The sequence below is a fragment of the Sphingomonas sp. G-3-2-10 genome (assembly GCF_012927115.1).
Taxonomy (GTDB): Bacteria; Pseudomonadota; Alphaproteobacteria; order Sphingomonadales; family Sphingomonadaceae; genus Sphingomonas.
Window position 1 is genome coordinate 1,938,526 of sequence record NZ_JABBFY010000001.1, and the last position, 17,573, is coordinate 1,956,098.

Annotated in this window: 18 protein-coding genes; 13 read left to right on the forward strand and 5 right to left on the reverse strand. The window is 66.2% G+C overall.

The window, feature by feature from the left end; all coding sequences use genetic code 11:
• Positions 1 to 220 precede the first annotated feature (220 nt).
• The 9 genes from HHL13_RS09560 to HHL13_RS09600 all read left to right on the forward strand — a co-directional run bounded on the left by HHL13_RS09560 (position 221) and on the right by HHL13_RS09600 (position 6,120).
• Positions 221 to 652: a MaoC family dehydratase gene (locus HHL13_RS09560; protein WP_169556877.1), complete on the forward strand. Its 432-nt coding sequence runs from the start codon at positions 221 to 223 to the stop codon at positions 650 to 652.
• 169 nt (positions 653 to 821) lie between these two features.
• Positions 822 to 2,000 (forward strand): acetyl-CoA C-acyltransferase, encoded by a 1,179-nt coding sequence (locus tag HHL13_RS09565; RefSeq protein ID WP_169555445.1) that lies wholly within the window; start codon positions 822 to 824, stop codon positions 1,998 to 2,000.
• An 89-nt stretch (positions 2,001 to 2,089) separates the two neighbouring features.
• Positions 2,090 to 2,404 carry a 1-deoxy-D-xylulose-5-phosphate synthase gene (locus HHL13_RS09570; RefSeq protein WP_169555446.1) on the forward strand — a complete coding sequence of 105 codons (315 nt, stop codon included), beginning with the start codon at positions 2,090 to 2,092 and terminating at the stop codon, positions 2,402 to 2,404.
• 40 nt (positions 2,405 to 2,444) lie between these two features.
• Entirely contained in the window at positions 2,445 to 2,984 is a 540-nt protein-coding gene (locus HHL13_RS09575) for a DUF805 domain-containing protein (RefSeq protein WP_169555447.1), read from the forward strand.
• Positions 2,985 to 3,054: 70 nt separating this feature from the next.
• Positions 3,055 to 3,546, forward strand: coding sequence for a DUF805 domain-containing protein (locus HHL13_RS09580; RefSeq protein WP_169555448.1), 492 nt, complete (start codon positions 3,055 to 3,057; stop codon positions 3,544 to 3,546).
• Between the two features lie 97 nt (positions 3,547 to 3,643).
• The gene (locus tag HHL13_RS09585) at positions 3,644 to 4,588 is read left to right on the forward strand and encodes a glucokinase (protein WP_169555449.1); all 945 of its coding nucleotides are present in this window, start codon (positions 3,644 to 3,646) and stop codon (positions 4,586 to 4,588) included.
• A gap of 44 nt (positions 4,589 to 4,632) precedes the next feature.
• Positions 4,633 to 5,115, forward strand: a complete 483-nt coding sequence (locus tag HHL13_RS09590; protein ID WP_240953673.1) for a pyridoxamine 5'-phosphate oxidase family protein — start codon at positions 4,633 to 4,635, stop codon at positions 5,113 to 5,115.
• A gap of 37 nt (positions 5,116 to 5,152) precedes the next feature.
• A complete protein-coding gene (locus HHL13_RS09595; RefSeq protein WP_169555450.1) occupies positions 5,153 to 5,521 on the forward strand; it encodes a YkvA family protein in 369 nt (122 codons plus the stop codon).
• 197 nt (positions 5,522 to 5,718) lie between these two features.
• Entirely contained in the window at positions 5,719 to 6,120 is a 402-nt protein-coding gene (locus tag HHL13_RS09600) for a BLUF domain-containing protein (RefSeq protein WP_346775532.1), read from the forward strand.
• 27 nt (positions 6,121 to 6,147) lie between these two features.
• On the opposite strand, the gene phaZ is transcribed toward HHL13_RS09600, so the two are convergent.
• Positions 6,148 to 7,377: a polyhydroxyalkanoate depolymerase gene (phaZ, locus tag HHL13_RS09605; RefSeq protein WP_169555451.1), complete on the reverse strand. Its 1,230-nt coding sequence runs from the start codon at positions 7,375 to 7,377 to the stop codon at positions 6,148 to 6,150.
• A gap of 216 nt (positions 7,378 to 7,593) precedes the next feature.
• Between phaZ and HHL13_RS09610 the strand changes: the two genes are divergently transcribed.
• A complete protein-coding gene (locus HHL13_RS09610; protein WP_169555452.1) occupies positions 7,594 to 9,372 on the forward strand; it encodes an ABC transporter transmembrane domain-containing protein in 1,779 nt (592 codons plus the stop codon).
• A gap of 153 nt (positions 9,373 to 9,525) precedes the next feature.
• The gene (locus HHL13_RS09615; protein WP_169555453.1) at positions 9,526 to 10,701 is read left to right on the forward strand and encodes a saccharopine dehydrogenase NADP-binding domain-containing protein; all 1,176 of its coding nucleotides are present in this window, start codon (positions 9,526 to 9,528) and stop codon (positions 10,699 to 10,701) included.
• Here the strand turns inward: HHL13_RS09615 and HHL13_RS09620 are convergent.
• The gene (locus HHL13_RS09620; protein ID WP_169555454.1) at positions 10,698 to 10,985 is read right to left on the reverse strand and encodes a hypothetical protein; all 288 of its coding nucleotides are present in this window, start codon (positions 10,983 to 10,985) and stop codon (positions 10,698 to 10,700) included. The two genes, HHL13_RS09615 and HHL13_RS09620, sit on opposite strands and share 4 nt — an antisense overlap.
• Before the next feature lie 39 nt (positions 10,986 to 11,024).
• A complete protein-coding gene (gene rnr, locus HHL13_RS09625) occupies positions 11,025 to 13,304 on the reverse strand; it encodes a ribonuclease R (protein WP_169555455.1) in 2,280 nt (759 codons plus the stop codon).
• Positions 13,305 to 13,499: 195 nt separating this feature from the next.
• On the opposite strand from rnr, the gene glpD reads away from it, so the two are divergent.
• Both glpD and HHL13_RS09635 read left to right on the forward strand, forming a co-directional pair.
• Positions 13,500 to 14,933: a glycerol-3-phosphate dehydrogenase gene (gene glpD / locus HHL13_RS09630; protein WP_169555456.1), complete on the forward strand. Its 1,434-nt coding sequence runs from the start codon at positions 13,500 to 13,502 to the stop codon at positions 14,931 to 14,933.
• A gap of 112 nt (positions 14,934 to 15,045) precedes the next feature.
• Positions 15,046 to 15,378: a PilZ domain-containing protein gene (locus HHL13_RS09635; RefSeq protein WP_169555457.1), complete on the forward strand. Its 333-nt coding sequence runs from the start codon at positions 15,046 to 15,048 to the stop codon at positions 15,376 to 15,378.
• Position 15,379: 1 nt separating this feature from the next.
• Here HHL13_RS09635 and HHL13_RS09640 read toward each other — a convergent pair whose 3' ends face one another.
• Both HHL13_RS09640 and HHL13_RS09645 read right to left on the reverse strand, forming a co-directional pair.
• On the reverse strand, positions 15,380 to 15,979 hold the full coding sequence (locus HHL13_RS09640; RefSeq protein WP_346775533.1) for a TIGR02466 family protein: 600 nt from the start codon (positions 15,977 to 15,979) through the stop codon (positions 15,380 to 15,382).
• 4 nt (positions 15,980 to 15,983) lie between these two features.
• Complete coding sequence (locus tag HHL13_RS09645; RefSeq protein ID WP_169555458.1) at positions 15,984 to 17,519, reverse strand: aminoacyl--tRNA ligase-related protein; 1,536 nt, start codon at positions 17,517 to 17,519, stop codon at positions 15,984 to 15,986.
• Positions 17,520 to 17,573 lie beyond the last annotated feature (54 nt).

Sequence of the window (17,573 nt, forward strand, 5' to 3'; positions counted from 1 at the left end):
GAGTCGCGATCCGCCATCGCATTTTTGAAGATTGGGTTCGGGATATACCCACGGCCGAGCGGTAAAAAGCCTTGCGCAGACGCTACGTCATTCGCGTTTTTCGTAATTCCGGTCTTTCGGGGCTTGCAGCACACCCACGCCGCTCACTAGATGTCGCCCATCGCCACGCGAAACCGCGCCGGGAGGGTTTGTCCAAGTGAGCACGATCACCGTCCAGCAAATGGCCGAAACCATCGGCAGCCAGCGGGTTTCGGACTGGCTCGAAGTCACGCAGGACATGATCGACAAGTTCGCCGACGCGACGGGCGATCACCAGTTCATCCACGTGAACCCCGAAATGGCGGCGAAGACCCCGTTCGGCGGCACCATCGCACATGGCTTCCTCTCGCTCTCGCTGATGCCCGTTCTCGCCAACATGACCGATGCGCCCAGGATCGAAGGCGTGAAGATGGGCGTCAATTACGGCGGCAACAAAACCCGTTTCCTCACGCCCGTACGCTCGGGCAAGCGCGTGCGCGGCCGCTTCAAGCTGCTCAAATTCGTCGAGCGCCAGCCCGGCGTTTGGGAGCAGCTCAACGAATTCACGCTGGAGATAGAGGACGAGCCGAAGCCCGCCCTGATCGCCGAATGGATCTCGCTGATTTACGTGTGACCCAGTTTAGCCCTCTCCCGTCTTCACGGGATAGGGTTGGGTGAGGGTCTTCTTCTTCTTCTGCCTCGCCCGGACGCAAGAAGAAGACCCTCACCCTCCCGCCTTTGGCGGGCCCCTCCCTCTCCCGCGAAGGCGGGAGAGGTGTTGAAATCGAAGAGAAGGAAAACCAATGTCCCGCTCCGCAGTCATCGTCTCCACCGCCCGCACTCCGATCGGCCGCGCCTATCGCGGGGCGTTCAACAACCTCCCCGCCCCGACGCTGGGCAGCCATTCGGTCAAGGCCGCGGTCGAGCGCGCCGGGATCGACGGGGCTGAAGTTGCCGACGTCGTCTTCGGCGCCGCGCTCCAGCAGGGCAGCACCGCGGGCAATATCGCCCGCCAGGTCGCGCTTCGCGCCGGTCTGCCGGTCAGCGTTTCGGGCATGTCACTCGATCGCCAGTGCGCCTCCGGCCTGATGGCGATCGCCACCGCAGCCAAGCAGATCATCGTCGACAATATGGACGTCACGATCGGCGGCGGCCTTGAATCGATCAGCCTCGTCCAGACCCCGCAGATGCGCGTCGCCCCCGATCCCGAGCTGCTCGCGATCCATAACGACGTGTACATGCCGATGCTCCAGACCGCCGAAGTCGTCGCCGCGCGCTACGGCATCAGCCGCGATCGCTGCGACGAATATGCCCTCCAGTCGCAGCAGCGCACCGCCGCCGCGCAGGCCGCGGGCAAGTTCGACGACGAGATCGTGCCGGTCACCGCGACGATGAACGTCGTCAACAAGGAGACCAAGGAAGTCAGCCAGAAGGAAGTGACGCTCACGAAGGACGAGGGCAACCGCGCCGACACCACGCTGGAGGGCCTCAAGTCGCTCCAGCCCGTGCTGCCGAACGGCACCGTCACCGCGGGCAACGCTTCGCAGCTGTCGGACGGTTCGTCGGCTTCGGTGCTGATGGAGGAAAAGCTCGCCGAGAAGCGCGGGCTCCAGCCGCTCGGCCGCTATGTCGGCATGGCCGTCGCGGGCACCAAGCCCGACGAGATGGGCATCGGCCCGGTCTATGCCGTCCCCGCCCTGCTCGACCGGTTCGGGCTGAAGATGGACGATATCGGCCTGTGGGAGCTGAACGAAGCCTTCGCGGTGCAGGTGCTCTATTGCCAGGACGTCCTCGGCATCCCGAACGAGCTGCTCAACGTCAATGGCGGCTCGATCTCGATCGGCCATCCCTATGGCATGACCGGCGCCCGCTGCACCGGCCACGCCCTGATCGAAGGCAAGCGCCGTGGCGCGAAATATGTCGTCGTGACGATGTGCGTCGGCGGCGGCATGGGCGCGGCGGGCCTGTTCGAAGTCCTCTGAGCCTGTCCGATGCGAACAAGGGGCCGGTGGAGCGATCCGCCGGCCCTTTTCGTTGGCAAATGCCGGACTCCCCGTGCTTCAAACATGGCATGAGCGCGAAAAAGACCCGTATCATGTATATCGAGGACAAGTCCGAAGGCCTGAACGGCCCGGCGCGGATCGGGCGCGTTACCTTCTCCAAGTCGGGTCAGTCGGCCCGCTATCGGGGACGCACCTTCCAGCGCCTTGGCGGCCACGGCTTCAAGGCCAATTATTTCGACACCGAAACCGGGGACCATTTCTGGATCTCCGGCCCGCGAAAGGACGGCCTCGATCGCCTCTACGAAGGCAGCGCGAAGCCGGTGGAGATCGACGCCGATATCAGCGAGGAATATTGGAGCACGATCAGGGGCCGTCAGGCCTGACGCATTGACGCAAGGCAATCGCGCAGGCAGCCTTCCGGTCATGGAAGCGGCCAGCAGCTATTCGAGCACCCATTGGCGGTATCTGGTCGCCAAGCCATTCCTCGACATGTTCGTCTTCTCCGGGCGCTCGACGCGAACCGAGGCATTGGGGTTCACCCTGGTCGCTTCGTTCTTCATCCATACGCCACCGGAACTCGCAGGCGACTATTCCAACCCTCTGCTCGTCGTGGCCGGGCTGGCGCTTGGCCTCGTCCTTCACTTGCCGATCTACGCCCTTGTCGTGCGTCGCGCGCATGATCAGGGCGCTTCCGCGCTATGGGTCCTGCTCCCGATTGTGCAGACCGCATTGGCGGCAGGATTGGTCGCCGTTGCGACTGAAAGAGGCGGCACGGGGGTCAACTTGCTCATCTGGAAAGCGCGCACGACCTGGTCGATGGAAACCACACCGATACTTGTCGCGATTTTTTCCGCGCTCATCATCCAACTGCTCCTGTTCTTCTCACCCCCCACGCCCGGCCCCAACCGCTACGGCCCCGATCCCCGCCTGCCCGATACCGAACCGCCCGTCACCGCGGCCTGATCGCCCGTCCGATCGCTCCGGCGATCCCGGTCGATTGACGGCGCCCTGCTCCGTCTCCAGTCTCCGCACCATGCCCGCCGCCCACAGCTATCGCCCCACGCACTGGCTCCTGCTGGCCCTCAAGCCGCTGCGGAACATGCTGATCGTGTCCGGGCGCTCGACGCGGTCGGAAGTCGTCGCCTTCTTCGTGCTGGCTTCGCTCATGAACCTGTCGCCGTTCCTCGCGGATCCCGAAGCCTCGCCCTTGCTGCGGGCCCTGGTCACCGGCTGGCAGATCGTCTGGTCGCTGCCCTGGATCGCGCTGTTCGTCCGCCGCCTCCACGATCAGGATCGTCCGGCATGGTGGGTGCTGCTGATGGCGGTCGAGGCAATCGTCGCGCTCCCGCTCCTCGCGCTGCGAGAGCCCGGTGCCGCCGACTTCCTCAACCTGACCGGCGCCCCGCCGCTCGCCACCGCGCTCTCGGCGGTCTTCCTTGCCTCGATGCTGACCCAGCTCGTGCTGATGCTCCTGCCCGGCACGCCCGGCCCCAACCGCTACGGCCCCGACCCGCGCGACGCCTGAACCTGCAAATACTCATTGTTATTTAACGCGCGACTGTTAGCGTTACCAGATTGACGACCTCCGCAAACAGGAGGCGGCATAAGGGGAGGAGCGCGCGATGCGCGACGGCGTGGCGCTGGTGGCCGATATCGGCCGCCAATCGGTACGGTTCGGGCTGACCGGAGGCGAGCTGGGCACCACGCCCCGCGACGTCCGCAAGTTCATGACCGCCGAACACCCCACCTTCACCAGCGCGCTCGTCGCCTATCTCACCGACGTGAATCTGCGCGACGCGCGCCTGCCCGCCGTTCTCGCGGTGGCCGGCGCGGCGCGCGGCGACCTGATCAACCTGACCGGCAGCCGCTGGTACATCTCGCTGTCGGGCGTCGAAGCGGTGCTGCGCGAGCGCCCCCGCGCGCTCAACGAATGCGCCGCCAACGCCCTCGCCCTCACCCAGCTTCCCGCCAGCGCCTTCACCGCCCTTCGCGGACCGCCGCCGCGCGACGTGAAGCCCGGCGGCAACTATGTCGTGATCGGCATCGGCACCGGGCTGGGCGTCGCGGCGCTCGTCACTGCCGGCGACCGGCTGGTGCCCGTCCAGAGCGAAGCGGGCCATATCGCCTTCACGCCCCTCACCGCCGACGAGCGCAAATTCGCCGACTTCTGCAAGGCGCGCGGCATCGGCGTGGATGCGGAAACGCTGCTCAGCGCCCCCGGCCTGCTCCTTGCCCATGAGGCGCTGAGCGGCGGCAAGAAGCTGGCGAGGCCCGAGGATGTGACGCGCGGCCGCGATCCGGTCTGCACCGCGGTCGTGCGCATGTTTACCGATTATCTCGGCGCGTTCGCCGGCGATCTCGCGCTGGCGTTCGGCGCATGGGACGGCGTGTTCATCACCGGCGCCATCGGCCGCGCGCTGCACCTCCCTCTGACCGATCCCGGTTTCCGCCAGCGGATGGAGGCAAAGGCCAGCTTCCGCCGCCAGCTCGGCGAAGTTCCGGTGGCGCTGGTCAACCGCAACGACCTCGAACTGCTCGGCGCTGCCGCCGCGCTCGGGAACGCCTGAACCGCCCGCCCGTTCTGCCTCCAACCCCTTAGGAGAGCAGAGACATGATGGACGAAACCGCCAACCCGCAGGAAGTCCGCGAGCGCATGTGGGAGAAGATGTCGAAGAGCCCCTTCGTCATGGTAACCCTGATCGGATCGGACAATCATGCCGAGCCCCTCACCGCCCAGCTCGACGAGGACGCCAACAGCAAATTCTGGTTCTACACCCGCAAGGACAATCGCGTCGCCCCCGGCGGCCCGGCGATGGCGCAGTTCGTGTCGAAGGATCACAAGGTCTTCGCCTGCATCCGCGGCAACCTCGTCCCCGAGACCGACGAAGCGATCATCGACAAATATTGGTCGAACATCACCGAAGCCTGGTTCGACGGCGGGCGGCAGGACCCGATGCTGCTGATGCTTCGCTTCGAGCTGGAGGATGCCGAGATCTGGGAAGGCGACGAGTCGATCGTCGGCAAGTTCAAGATGCTGACCGGCATGAAGATCAGCGGCGAGGAAATGGGCCGCCACGTCGAAACCGCGCTCTGAGCTTGACCTGACCGCCCCGTGACGCGATCCCCGCGTCATGGGGCCCTCACTCGCACACCGCATCCGCATCGAAGCGCACGCCGTCTGGCTCAGCGTCCGCGATTCCCGCACGCCGCTGCTCGCGAAGCTGTTCGGCCTGCTGGTCGCTGCCTATGCCCTCTCGCCGATCGATCTGATCCCGGATTTCATCCCGATCCTCGGTCTGCTCGACGACGCGATCCTGATCCCGCTCGGCGTCTGGCTGTTCGAGAAGATGGTGCCGCCCGATATCCTCGCCGAACATCGCGCCACGGCCGAAACCGCCGCCGAGCGCCCGGTCTCGTGGTGGGGCGTGCTGATCGTGGTCGCGATCTGGCTGGCGGCGGCATGGCTGATCTGGAGCGCTTTCACGCTCAACTACGACTGAGCATGACGCTGGCCTTCCGCCCACGCTGGGGCTGGCTGCTCCGGACCCTGCAGGCCGATGACTGATGCGCCGCGCCCCGACATCGCAAACAGGCCTAGCACCCATTAACGGGGCACGGTAAACATACGAAAATCAAGGAAATTATTAAGGCTTACCGCCTAGTCCGGAACGATAGTCAGTTTATCGAAAGCGTACCCGTGTCCCTGCTCCAGATCATCTACGTCTCCAGCGCCGCTCCCCACCAGACGATCGACCCGCAAGCGATGCTGAACAAGGCGCGCAGCAACAACAGCCGCGACGGGATCACCGGAATGCTCTATTTCGACGGCAGGCGCTTCATGCAGGCGATGGAAGGCCCGGCGGAAAAGGTCGAGGCCACGCTCGATCGCATCCGGGCCGATGCGCGCCACCGCGCGATCGTCGTGCTGAGCCGGCGCACGATCGAGACCCGCGAATTCGGCGAATGGGCGATGGCCGCGAACATGCCCGGCACCAGCGACGAAGCCTTTTTCGATCGCGTCGAGGCGCTGATCGCCAACGCCTCGCCCGATGTCCGCGCGACGATCGCGGGCTTCATGCGGGTCCGCCACGCCGCCTGACCCGCGCGGCCGCCCGGCGGCCCGTGCTCACCGCTCGTGCGCGGCGATCCACTGCTCCACCACCGGCGCGATGCGGTTGCGCCACTTCGAGCCGTTGAAGATGCCGTAATGGCCCACGTCCGGCGCCATGTGATACTGCTTCATCGCCTTGGGCAGCTTCGTCGCCAGCGTCAGCGAAGCCTTGGTCTGGCCAAGGCCGGAGATGTCGTCCTTCTCGCCTTCGATCGCCAGGATCGCGATGTCGGTGATCGCCGCCGGATCGACCGCGCGCCCACGATGCTTCATCTCGCCCCTGGGCAAGGCATGGGTCTGGAACACCAGATCGATCGTCTGGAGATAGAATTCGGCGGTCATGTCGCAGACCGAGCGATATTCCTCGTAAAAGGCCATCGTCGATTCCGCGCTGCTGTCGTCGCCCTGCACGAGGTGCTTGAACAGCTCCCAGTGCGAAATCATGTGGTTGCCGAGGTTCATCGTCATGAAACCGGCGAGCTGGAGGAAGCCCGGATAGACCTGGCGGCCAGCGCCCGGATAGGTCATCGGCACGGTGGTGATGACGTTGTTCTGGAACCAGCTGTGCGGCCGCTCGGTCGCCAGCGTGTTCACCGCGGTCGGCGCTTCGCGCGTATCGATCGGCCCGCCCATCATGGTCAGCGTCGCCGGCCGGCACGGATGCTTGTCCGCGCTCATCAGCGCCGCGGCGGCATAACAGGGCACCGAAGGCTGGCACACCGCCAGCATGTGGGGGCGGGTCTTGCCCTCCCCGATATGGTCGAGAAACTCGACGATATAGTCGATATAATCGTCCAGATCGAAGCGGCCGTCGGCGATCGGCACCTGCCGGGCATCGCGCCAGTCGGTGATGTACACGTCGCAGCTCGGCAGCATCCGCGCCACCGTCCCGCGCAGCAGCGTGGCGTAATGGCCCGACATCGGCGCGACGATCAGCAGCTTGGGACCGCCTTTCACGCCTTCCCGCACGAAGCGCTTGAGCTGGCCGAATGGCTTGCGCAGCACGATCTCTTCATGGACCGCGACCTGCTTGCCGTCGATCTCGGTACGGTCCAGCCCGAATTCGGGCTTGCCGCGCGGAGCGGAGGCATGGGCGAACACTTCAAGCGCGGAGGCCAGCACCGTACCGCCGCCCAGATAGGCGAACGGATTGGCGGGATTGTTCAGCAGCCCGGCCCCGAAATTGGCCATCGCGCTCGCACTTGCGAGCAGCGACCGCTGGAATTCATACGCGTTGTACAGCATCGGTTTTTCCACCCCGCCTTGTCCCCCTGCGACGATGGGGGAAGCGGGGTTATAACGAGGGGTTTGTGCAGTGCAACGCCGTAGCACTACCGATTGATCCCGTTGTCATGCGGATCATACCGAATCTTCGACTCGCTCCTCGCCGCTCCACCCTGCGCCGGAAGGCGCTTTGCCCTGTTCCCCCGCGCCCGCAATCGCGCTAGTCCCCCGCGCGACATGGCCGACGAAGCTCCCCAGCCCCAACCGAAGCGCAAGCTCAGCAACCTCCTGGTGATCTGGAGCTTTACGCGGCGCTATCCGCTGCAATTGCTGATCGCGACCATCGCGCTGACCGTCTCGTCGCTGGCGACCAGCTCGGTCCCGCTGATGTTCAAGCTGATCGTGGACAAGGGGTTCGCCGGACAGGCCGACACCGGCAATATCGGCATGTATTTCAAGATGCTGCTGCTGGTCGTGCTGGCGCTGGCCATTGCCACCGCCGTTCGCTTCTACTTCGTCTCGTGGATCGGCGAGCGCACCGTGGCGGACATGCGCGTCGCGGTTCAGCGCAACCTGCTGCGCCTGCCGCCCAAATGGTTCGAGGAGAATCGCCCCTCCGAAATCGCGTCGCGCCTCACCTCGGACACCGCGATCGTCGAGCAGGTCGTCGGCAGCACCGTGTCGATCGCGTTGCGCAATCTGCTGACCGGCGTGATCGGCGTGGTCCTGCTGTTCGTGCTGGCGCCGACCATCGCGGCCTATCTGATCGTCGGCATCCCCGTCGCGGTGCTGCCGATCATGTGGCTGGGCAGCCGCGTGCGGCTTCTCTCGCGCAACAGTCAGGACCGGATCGCCGATATCGGCGCGATCGCCTCCGAGACACTCGGCGCGATGCGCATCGTCCAGGCGTTCGGGCAGGAAGACCGCGAGGCCCGGCGCTTCGCCGATGCCGTCGCGCGCAGCTTCGCCGCGGGCAAGCGCCGCTTCGCACTGCGCGCGGTGATGACCGCGCTGGTGATCGGCCTGCTCTTCACCGCCATCGTCCTGATCGTGTGGGAAGCGGTCTCCGGCGTCGCAAGCGGCGCGATCTCCGGCGGCTCGGTCATCGCCTTCGTGCTCACCGCCGGCCTCGTCACCGGATCGCTCGGCTCGCTGACCGAAGTCTATGGCGATCTGCTGCGCGCGTCCGGCGCCGCCAGCCGCCTTGCCGAGCTGCTGCATGAAGAGCCCGACATCGTCGCGCCCGCCAATCCGGTCGCCCTGCCCCAGCCGCCGCAGGGCGCGGTCGTGTTCGATCACGTCACCTTCCGCTATCCGTCGCGGCCCGAAGTCTCGGCGCTCACTGAGTTCAACCTGATCGTGAACCCGGGCGAGACCGTCGCCGTCGTCGGCCCGTCGGGTGCGGGCAAATCGACGATCTTCCAGCTCGTCCAGCGTTTCTACGATCCCGAAGCGGGCGAGATCCGCATCGACGGCGTGCCGGTGAAGCAGGCCGATCCCGCCGCGATCCGCGCGCGCATGGCGATGGTGCCGCAGGAAACGGTGATCTTCGCCGCCAATGCCCGCGACAATCTCCGCTACGGCGCATGGGATGCCAGCGACGACGCGATCTGGGCCGCGGCCGAAGCCGCCAACGCCGCCGAGTTCCTCCGCGAACTGCCGCAGGGCCTCGATACCTTCCTCGGCGAAGGCGGCGCGCGCCTCTCTGGCGGCCAGCGCCAGCGCATCGCCATCGCCCGCGCCCTGCTGCGCGACGCCCCGATCCTGCTGCTCGACGAAGCCACCTCCGCGCTCGACGCCGAAAGCGAGAAGCTGGTGCAGGACGCGCTGGAAAAGCTGATGGCAAACCGCACCACCCTCGTCATCGCCCACCGCCTCGCCACCGTCCGCGCCGCGGGCCGCATCGTGGTGATGGACGACGGCAAGATCGTCGAAACCGGCACCCATGCCGAACTGGTGGCGAAGGGCGGCCTCTACGCGCGCCTCGCCTCGCTCCAGTTCAACGAAGCTGCATAACCCAACACGCCTCCCCCGCCCTTGCATTGTTGGAAATCGCCCCGCGCAGGGGCCTTCCGCTTATTCGAAAACCGGGTATGCTGTCTCCAACGAACAGCGCCGATGGTGTGAAGCCAGTGTCAACTTCCGCCGGTGCCGACAGGAGAGGACAGCATGGCCGACCGCGAATTCGACATCATCGTCTATGGCGCAACCGGCTTCACCGGGCGTCTCGTCGCCGAATATCTCACCAACAATTACGCCGATGGCAGCCTCAGCTGGGCGATGGCCGGGCGTTCGCTGACCAAGCTGCACGAGGTCCGCGACGAGATCGGCGCTCCGGCGGATACCCCGCTCCTCACCGCCAATGCCGATGATCCGCAGGCGCCGCTGGCACTGGCCGCGCGGGCGAAGGTCGTCATCACCACCGTCGGTCCCTACCAGCTCTATGGCGAAGCGCTGCTCGCCGCCTGCGTCACCGCCGGCACCGCCTATGTCGATCTGTGCGGCGAGCCGAACTGGATGCACGACATGATCGCCAAATATCAGGCCGATGCGCAGGCCAGCGGCGCGCGCATCGTCTTCTCGTGCGGGTTCGATTCGATCCCGTTCGATCTCGGCGTCTGGGCCGCGCAGCAGGCCGCCATCGCGAAATTCGGCAAGCCCGCGCCGCGCGTGAAGGGCCGGGTCCGCGCGATGAAGGGCACCTTCTCCGGCGGCACCTTCGCCAGCGGCAAGGCGACCGCGATGGCCGCCGCGAAAAACCCCTCGGTGTTCAAGGTCCTGCTCGATCCCTTCGCGCTGACACCCGGCTTCAGCGGGCCGGATCAGCCCAAGGGCGTGCTGCCCGAATATGACGATGCGGTCGGCGGCTGGGTCGCGCCGTTCATGATGGCGGTGATCAACACCAAGAATGTCCACCGCACCAATTTCCTGGCCGGGCATCCCTATGGCGAGGATTTCCGCTACGACGAGATGATGATCGCCCCCGGTATCGGCGAGATGGGCAAGGCAGCAGCCGAGGCCATCGCGAAGATGAACCCGATGAACGCCGACAAGGGCCCCGCGCCCGGCGAAGGCCCGTCGAAGGAAGAGCGCGAGACCGGCTTCTACGACATCGCCTTCATCGCCGAGATGCCCGACGGCCAGCGCGTCACCGCCACGGTGAAGGGCGATCGCGACCCCGGCTATGGCTCGACCAGCAAGATGATCGCCGAAAGCGCGATCTGCCTGATCCGCGACGTGCCTGCGGATGGCAGGGGCGGCATCTGGACGCCCGGCGCGCTGATGGCGGAACCGCTCAAGGCGCGGCTCGAAGCCAAGGCGGGACTCAGCTTCTCGATCGACTAGCCGCGGTAGAACAGGGTCAGCACCAGCGCGGCGATCACCGCGACGACGATCGCCACCGGCACCAGCCGCGTCCGCCGGGCATCCTCGTCGGCCTTCAGCTTGGGCAGGTCGAGCCAGTAATGGCCGCGGATCGCCTCATGGATGATCCCCGCCGCGCGCATCTGCTCGAACTGGGCGCGGTCGCCGTCATTCTGCGGAACAAAGGCAACCGCGTCGCCCGGGCCGATCGCGTGCAGGGCGAGGAAGTGGTTCGCCACCGGCCGCCGCGCCCGCGACACCTGCATCGGAATGCTCCTGCCCTGCCCCGCCATCGCCGTCGCTCCTTACCGCTTCCTGCCCTGATGCCGGATATTCGCCGGCCGGCCGCGATGCTTGATGACGCGCTTCGGCCCGCCCTTGCGATGCCGGTCCTGTCGCTCGCCGCCTGCCGAACCCTTGCCGTCGGGCAGTTCGAAGCGCAGCGCCCCGTTGACCGGATTGGCTTCTGCCAGCCGCAGCTGGAGCCGCTGGCCCAGCTTGAACTCGTCCCCGCTATGCTCGCCCACCAGCCGCTGTCCGGCTTCGTCATAGCGATAATATTCGGTGCCGAGGTCGCGCGCGGGCACCAGCCCGTCGCCGCCCACGCCGTCCACTGTCGCGAAGAAGCCGAAGCTCTGCACCCCGGTGATCCGCGCTTCCATCACTTCGCCGACATGGGCGGAGAGATAGGCCGCCACATACCGGTCGATGGTGTCCCGCTCGGCTTCCATCGCCCGCCGCTCGAGCTGGCTGATATGCGTACCGGTCTTCTCCATCGAGGCGTCGTCCTCGATCGCCCCGCCCGGCCCCAGCGCATAGGCCGCCACCAGCGCGCGATGGACCACCAGATCGGCATAGCGCCGGATCGGCGACGTGAAGTGCGCATAGCTGCCCAGCGACAGGCCGAAATGGCCGTGGTTCGCCGGACCGTAATAGGCCTGGGTCTGGCTGCGCAGCACCTGCTGCATGATCTCGTCGCGATAGTCCGCGTCGCCCACCTTGGCGATGATGCGGTTGAACGTCTGCGGCTTGATCACCTGACCCAGCGCGAAGGCGATGTCGAACGTCTCGAGATAGTCCTTCAGCGCGACCAGCTTCTCGCGCGCGGGCGGCTCGTGGATGCGGTACATCACCGGGGCCTTCTTGCCCTCCAGCGCCTTGGCCGCCGCGACATTCGCCGCGATCATATAATCCTCGATCAGCTTGTGCGCATCCAGCCGCTCGCGCGGCGCGACCGACAGGATGCGCCCCTTCTCGTCCAGCACGATCCGCCGCTCGGGCAAATCGAGGTCCAGCGGCTCGCGCCGCGCCCGCGCCTTGTTGAGTGCGCCCCAGCAATCCCAGAGCGGCTTCAGCGCCGCCTCGATCGCCGCCCGCTTCTCCGTTCCCGGCGCCAGCTTCTCGTTCAGCAGCGCGCGCTCGGACCCCGGACCATCGGCGATGGTCTGCGCATCCTCATAAGCGACATTGCCGATCAGCCGCACGACCGAGCGGGCGAAGCGCCACGATTTGAGATCGCCGTCCTTCGAAACCTGCAGGTGGCAGACCAGCGCCGCGCGATCGACGCCTTCCTTCAGCGAACAGACGTCCGCCGAAAGCACCTCGGGCAGCATCGGCACGACGCGATCCGGGAAATAGACCGAATTGCCCCGCTTGCGCGCCTCGCGGTCCAGCTCGGAACCGGGGCGCACATAGAAGCTGACGTCCGCGATCGCGACGATGGCCTTCCATCCGCCCGCATTCTTCGGATCGTCGTCGGGCGTCGCCCACACGGCATCGTCATGGTCGCGCGCATCGGCGGGATCGATCGCGAGGATCGGCAAATGGCGCAGGTCTTCACGATCCCCCAGCGGCTGCTTCGCGATCTTCGCCGCTTCGTCGAGCAGCTCCTGCGAGAAGACGTTGGGGATGCCATGCTTGTGGATCGCGATCAGCGAGAAGCTGCGCGGCTGAAACGGATCGCCCAGGATTTCGGTCACCCGCGCGGTGATCCGCGGCGGTCGCCCGGCCTTCTCGGCCAGCACCAGATCGCCCGGCTGGGCATCGCCCGCGTCGGAGACCATGAAGTCGCGGCGTTCCTTTTTCTCCACGCCTTGCAGCCACAATTTGCCGCCTTCCTCGCGCAGCACGCCGAGCATCAGCTCCTCGCCGCGCGCGAGCTTCTTCATCGGGTGCGCGATCCAGCCCTTCCCGGCCTCTTCGGTGCGCGCGAGGATGCGGTCGCCCACGCCCAGCGCATTGCCCTTGCCGCGCTTCTCGCGAACGCGCAGCCGGGGCACCGGGACGCCCTCAGCTTCCCAGCGCTCGGGCACCGCCCAGACGGTGTCGCCATCGGCGTCGGTGACGCGCAGCACGGTCACCTTGGGCAGTCCGCCCATCTTGTGGAAGGCGCGACCGGGTGCGCCGTCGATCAGGCCCTCGTCGGCCATATCCTTCAGCAGCGCCTTCAGCGCGATCTTGTCGTTGCCATGCAGTCCGAACGCCCGCGCGATCTCGCGCTTGCCTGCCGGAGTATCGGAATTGGTGATGAAATCGATGATCTGCTGCCGCGTGGGCAGCCCATTTTTCTGTTTCTGGTTTTTCATTGGCCCTGAAGATAGGGATTTGCGCACCGGAAATCATCCCCTCGCGGTTGCAATGTAGGATTTCGGCTGCTTCCTTTGAGGATCGACGGACGACAGATGGCGCTCCGTCACCTCGCAATTTGACGCAACACCCCTCGGGCAAAGGTCACGAACAATGCGACTTACGCGACATTTTGCGGAACGCGAATCGGGGTGATGACTTACGATCTCCTGATCGCCGGCGGCGGCATCAATGGCTGCGCCATCGCCCGCGAGGCATCCCTGCTCGGACTCAAGGTGCTGCTGGTCGAAAAGGACGACCTCGCCAGCCACACCAGCTCGGCTTCGACCAAGCTGATCCACGGCGGGCTGCGCTATCTCGAAACCTATGAATTCCGGCTGGTCCGCGAAGCGCTGCACGAGCGCGAACGCCTGCTCGCCGCCGCCCCGCATCTGATCCGTCCGCTCACCTTCGTGCTGCCCCATGCCCATGCGGTGCGGCCCTGGTGGATGGTGCGCGCCGGCCTCTATCTCTACGACCTGCTGGCCGGCAAATCCTCGCTGCCCCGTTCGCGCGGCCTGCACGCCGCGGACACCGAATTCACCGATCCGCTGAAGGGCGACCATCGCGGCTTCGTCTATTCCGACGCCTGGGTAGACGACGCCCGCCTCACCCTCGCCAACGCGCTGGACGCCGCAGCGCACGGCGCGGAGATCGCAACGCGCACCGAATTGCTCGACGCTCGCCGCGAAGGCGAATATTGGAAGGCCGAATTGTCGGACGGCCGCACCGTGGAAGCACGCGGGCTGGTCAACGCAGCCGGGCCGTGGGTCCGCTCCTTGCTCGATCGGGTCGATGTCGATCCGCGTTCGGAGGTGCGGCTGGTCAAGGGCAGCCATATCGTCGTGCCCCGGCTGTTCGAAGGGGACCACGCCTATATCCTCCAGCAGCCCGACCGCCGCATCGTGTTCGCCATCCCCTATGAGAACGGCTTCACCGAGATCGGCACCACCGACATTCCGGTGGAAAAGCCCGAGGATGCGGTCTGCTCGGATGACGAGGTTCAGTATCTCCTCGACGCGGTGAACCGCTATTTCACCCGGCAGGTCGCCCCCGCCGATGTCGTGTGGAAATGGTCCGGCGTCCGTCCCCTGCACGACGACGGCGCGGCCAAGGCACAGGCAGTGACGCGCGACTATGTGCTCGAAATCGATCAGGCCGGCGCCCCGCTGCTCTCGGTCTTCGGCGGAAAGATCACCACCGCCCGCGCGCTGGCCGAGGAAGCGCTGGAGAAGCTCGCGCCCTTGCTCGATGTCCCCGTCCAGCCGATGACCCGCGCCCGCGTCTTCCCCGGCGGCGCGATCGCCGGGTTCGACGATTTCGCGGCAAAGGTCGCCGCGCAATGGCCCTTTCTCGGCACCGGACGCGCCCGGCGCATGGCCCATGCCTATGGCTCGACGATCGGCGAGATGCTGGAAGGCGTGACCGGTCTCGACGATCTGGGCGGCGGCCTCAGCACGGTCGAGGTCCGCTGGATGCGCGATCGCGAATGGGCGCGCACTGCCGAGGACGTGCTGTGGCGGCGCAGCAAGGTCGGGCTGCACGCGCCCGAGTCGGCGGCAAAGGTGGCCGCGATTCTCGACGAATGACGCTTCCTCCGGCCGCCGGTCGCATGTCCGGGGCGGCGGATCGCAGCGATGGAGCCGCCCTCTTAAACCCTTGTTAAAGCCTGAACCTCAGTCTCGCGCCGGGCGGAGGGTTATGGCGACTCGGGCAACACAATTCAGGACGGTCACACCTGCGCTTGTCGAACAGCGCGCAGCAGCGCGTCACCGCATCCTGCTGACCAAAACGAAGGTCAGCGGCCGCGACAAGTCGCCGGTCGAAGCGATGCTGCACGACTTGTCGGTCTATGGCTGCCGCCTCGCCTGTCAGGTCTCGCACGCGGTGGGCGACAGGATCTGGCTCCGCCTGCGCGGCGACCAGCCCGTTTCGGCCACCGTGGCATGGAACGACGGCGAATATCTCGGCTGCCGCTTCGACGCCCCGATCGATCGCAACCTGATGCGTTCGCTCACGCTGGTGATCTGCTGAGCTACCAGCGATAGTTGAAGCTGACGCTGATCCGCTTCTCGCTGCCCGAACCCGGCGGCACTTCGTGGCGCAGCCAGCTTTCCCACAGCAGCACTGTCCCCACCTCGGGCGTCACTTCGACAAAGGCCTGAAGCGTCTCCGGCGCGTCCTCGCGGCGCGGCGGGGCGGCCATCATCATCGCCAGCCGGGGGTCCTCCAGCTTCAGCCCGCGCGCACCCTTGGGCAGCGCGACATAGATGGTGCCCGAAACCACGCTGTGCGGGTGGATATGCCCGCTATGCCCGCCCTTGCCGTCGAGGACATTGACCCACAGGCTGTCGAGCTTGAGCTTCTTGCCCGCCAGTTCGAACGCGCTCGCCAGCGCGAACTTCGCGACATGCTTGTCCAGCAGGCGCTTGAGATCGGCAAAGGCCGGATCGCGGATCGGGAGGTCGTTCAGCGAAGCGTAGCTGGTGTACCCGCGATAGCCATGCTCGCGGCACCAGCGCCGCCCCGCCATATCGTCCTCGGCAAGCTGGAGGCACGAGTCCTCCAGCTCGGCGACGAGCGCTTCGTCGCCCAGCGGCTGCTCGTAGAGCTGGGTGACGAACAGCGTCCGCACGGGATCAATAGGCCCGGGCGATCAGGATCCGCTCCACCGCCGGCTTGCCGGTGAAGATGCAATTGCCCGTCGCCGGCGCGGCGTCGCCCGGCACGTTGCGCACGGTCAGCTTCAGCGCTTTCAGCCGCTCGACCACCTTGTCCAGCTCTTCGCCGCTCGGCTTCGACCAGTTGATCTCGAGCCAGCCGGGAAACTTGCCGCCCTTTTCGAAAAAGGCCTGCAAGTCCGCGAACTCGGTCACGTCGCGGCGGATATTCGCCTGCATCCGGTCGCGCGCCTGGGTGAACAGCGTGGTCTGGACTTCCTCCAGCGCCGCCACTGCGCCACCCACGAAGTCGCCCTTGGCCACCACGGCGCTGTCGAGCTTGCCGTCCTCGCGGTACAGCCGGTCGCGGCGGATCACCGAGAGGTTGCCGCCGGCCATGTCGCGCCCGCCCACTTCGATCACGATCGGCGCGCCCTTCTTGACCCAGCCCCAGCGCTTCGTCGCGGCCTTGACCGACTTCAGGTCGAGCAGCGCACGCACCGGCTCGCCGAACGCATACAGCTTGGCGAGTTCGGCCTGCACGCCCTTGCAATAGTCGATCAGCGCGGCGTCCTCGTCATTGTCGCGCAGCATCGGCACGATCACGATCTGCCACGGCGCAAGGCGGGGCGGTACGCGCAGGCCATCGTCATCGCCATGTGTCATGATCAGGCCGCCGACCATGCGGGTCGACATGCCCCAGCTGATCGTCTGCGCCAGTTCCAGCTCGCCGCTGGCGTTCTGGAACTTGATGTCCTGCGCCGACGAGAAAGTGGTGCCCAGGAAGTGGCTGGTGCCCGCCTGCAGCGCCTTGCCGTCCTGCATCATCGCTTCGATCGAATAGGTCGAAACCGCACCGGGGAAGCGTTCATGCTCGGGCTTCTCGCCCGCGATCACCGGGATGCCCGCGCAGTCCTCGGCGAAGCTGCGATACAGTTCGAGCGCCTTCAGCGTCTCCTCGCGCGCCTGATCGGCGCTGGCATAGGCGGCATGGCCTTCCTGCCACAGGAACTCGCTGGTGCGCAGGAACATGCGCGTGCGCATTTCCCAGCGCACCACGTTCGCCCACTGGTTGATCTGCACCGGCAGGTCGCGCCACGACTGGACCCAGCGGCTGAAAGCCGCGCCGATCACTGTCTCGCTGGTCGGCCGCACGATCAGCGGCTCTTCCAGCTTCGCGGCGGGATCGGGCATCAGCCCGCCCTTGCCGTCGCCGATCAGCCGGTGATGCGTGACGACCGCCATCTCCTTGGCGAAGCCTTCCACATGGTCCGCTTCCTTCTCGAAATAGGAGAGCGGGATGAATAGCGGGAAATAGGTGTTGTCGTATCCCGATGCCTTGATGCGGTCGTCGAGCAGGCGCTGGATCCGTTCCCAGATTCCATAGCCCCACGGCCGGATGACCATGCAGCCGCGAACGCCGCTTTCCTCGGCCATGTCGGCTTCGGTGATGACGGCCTGATACCAGGCGTTGAAATCCGCTTCGCGGGTGACGGTGAGGGCGTGCTTGATCATGCGCGTGCGGATAGCGGCAAAGGGCCCCGGTTTCAAAGGGGGCGGGTTGATTTG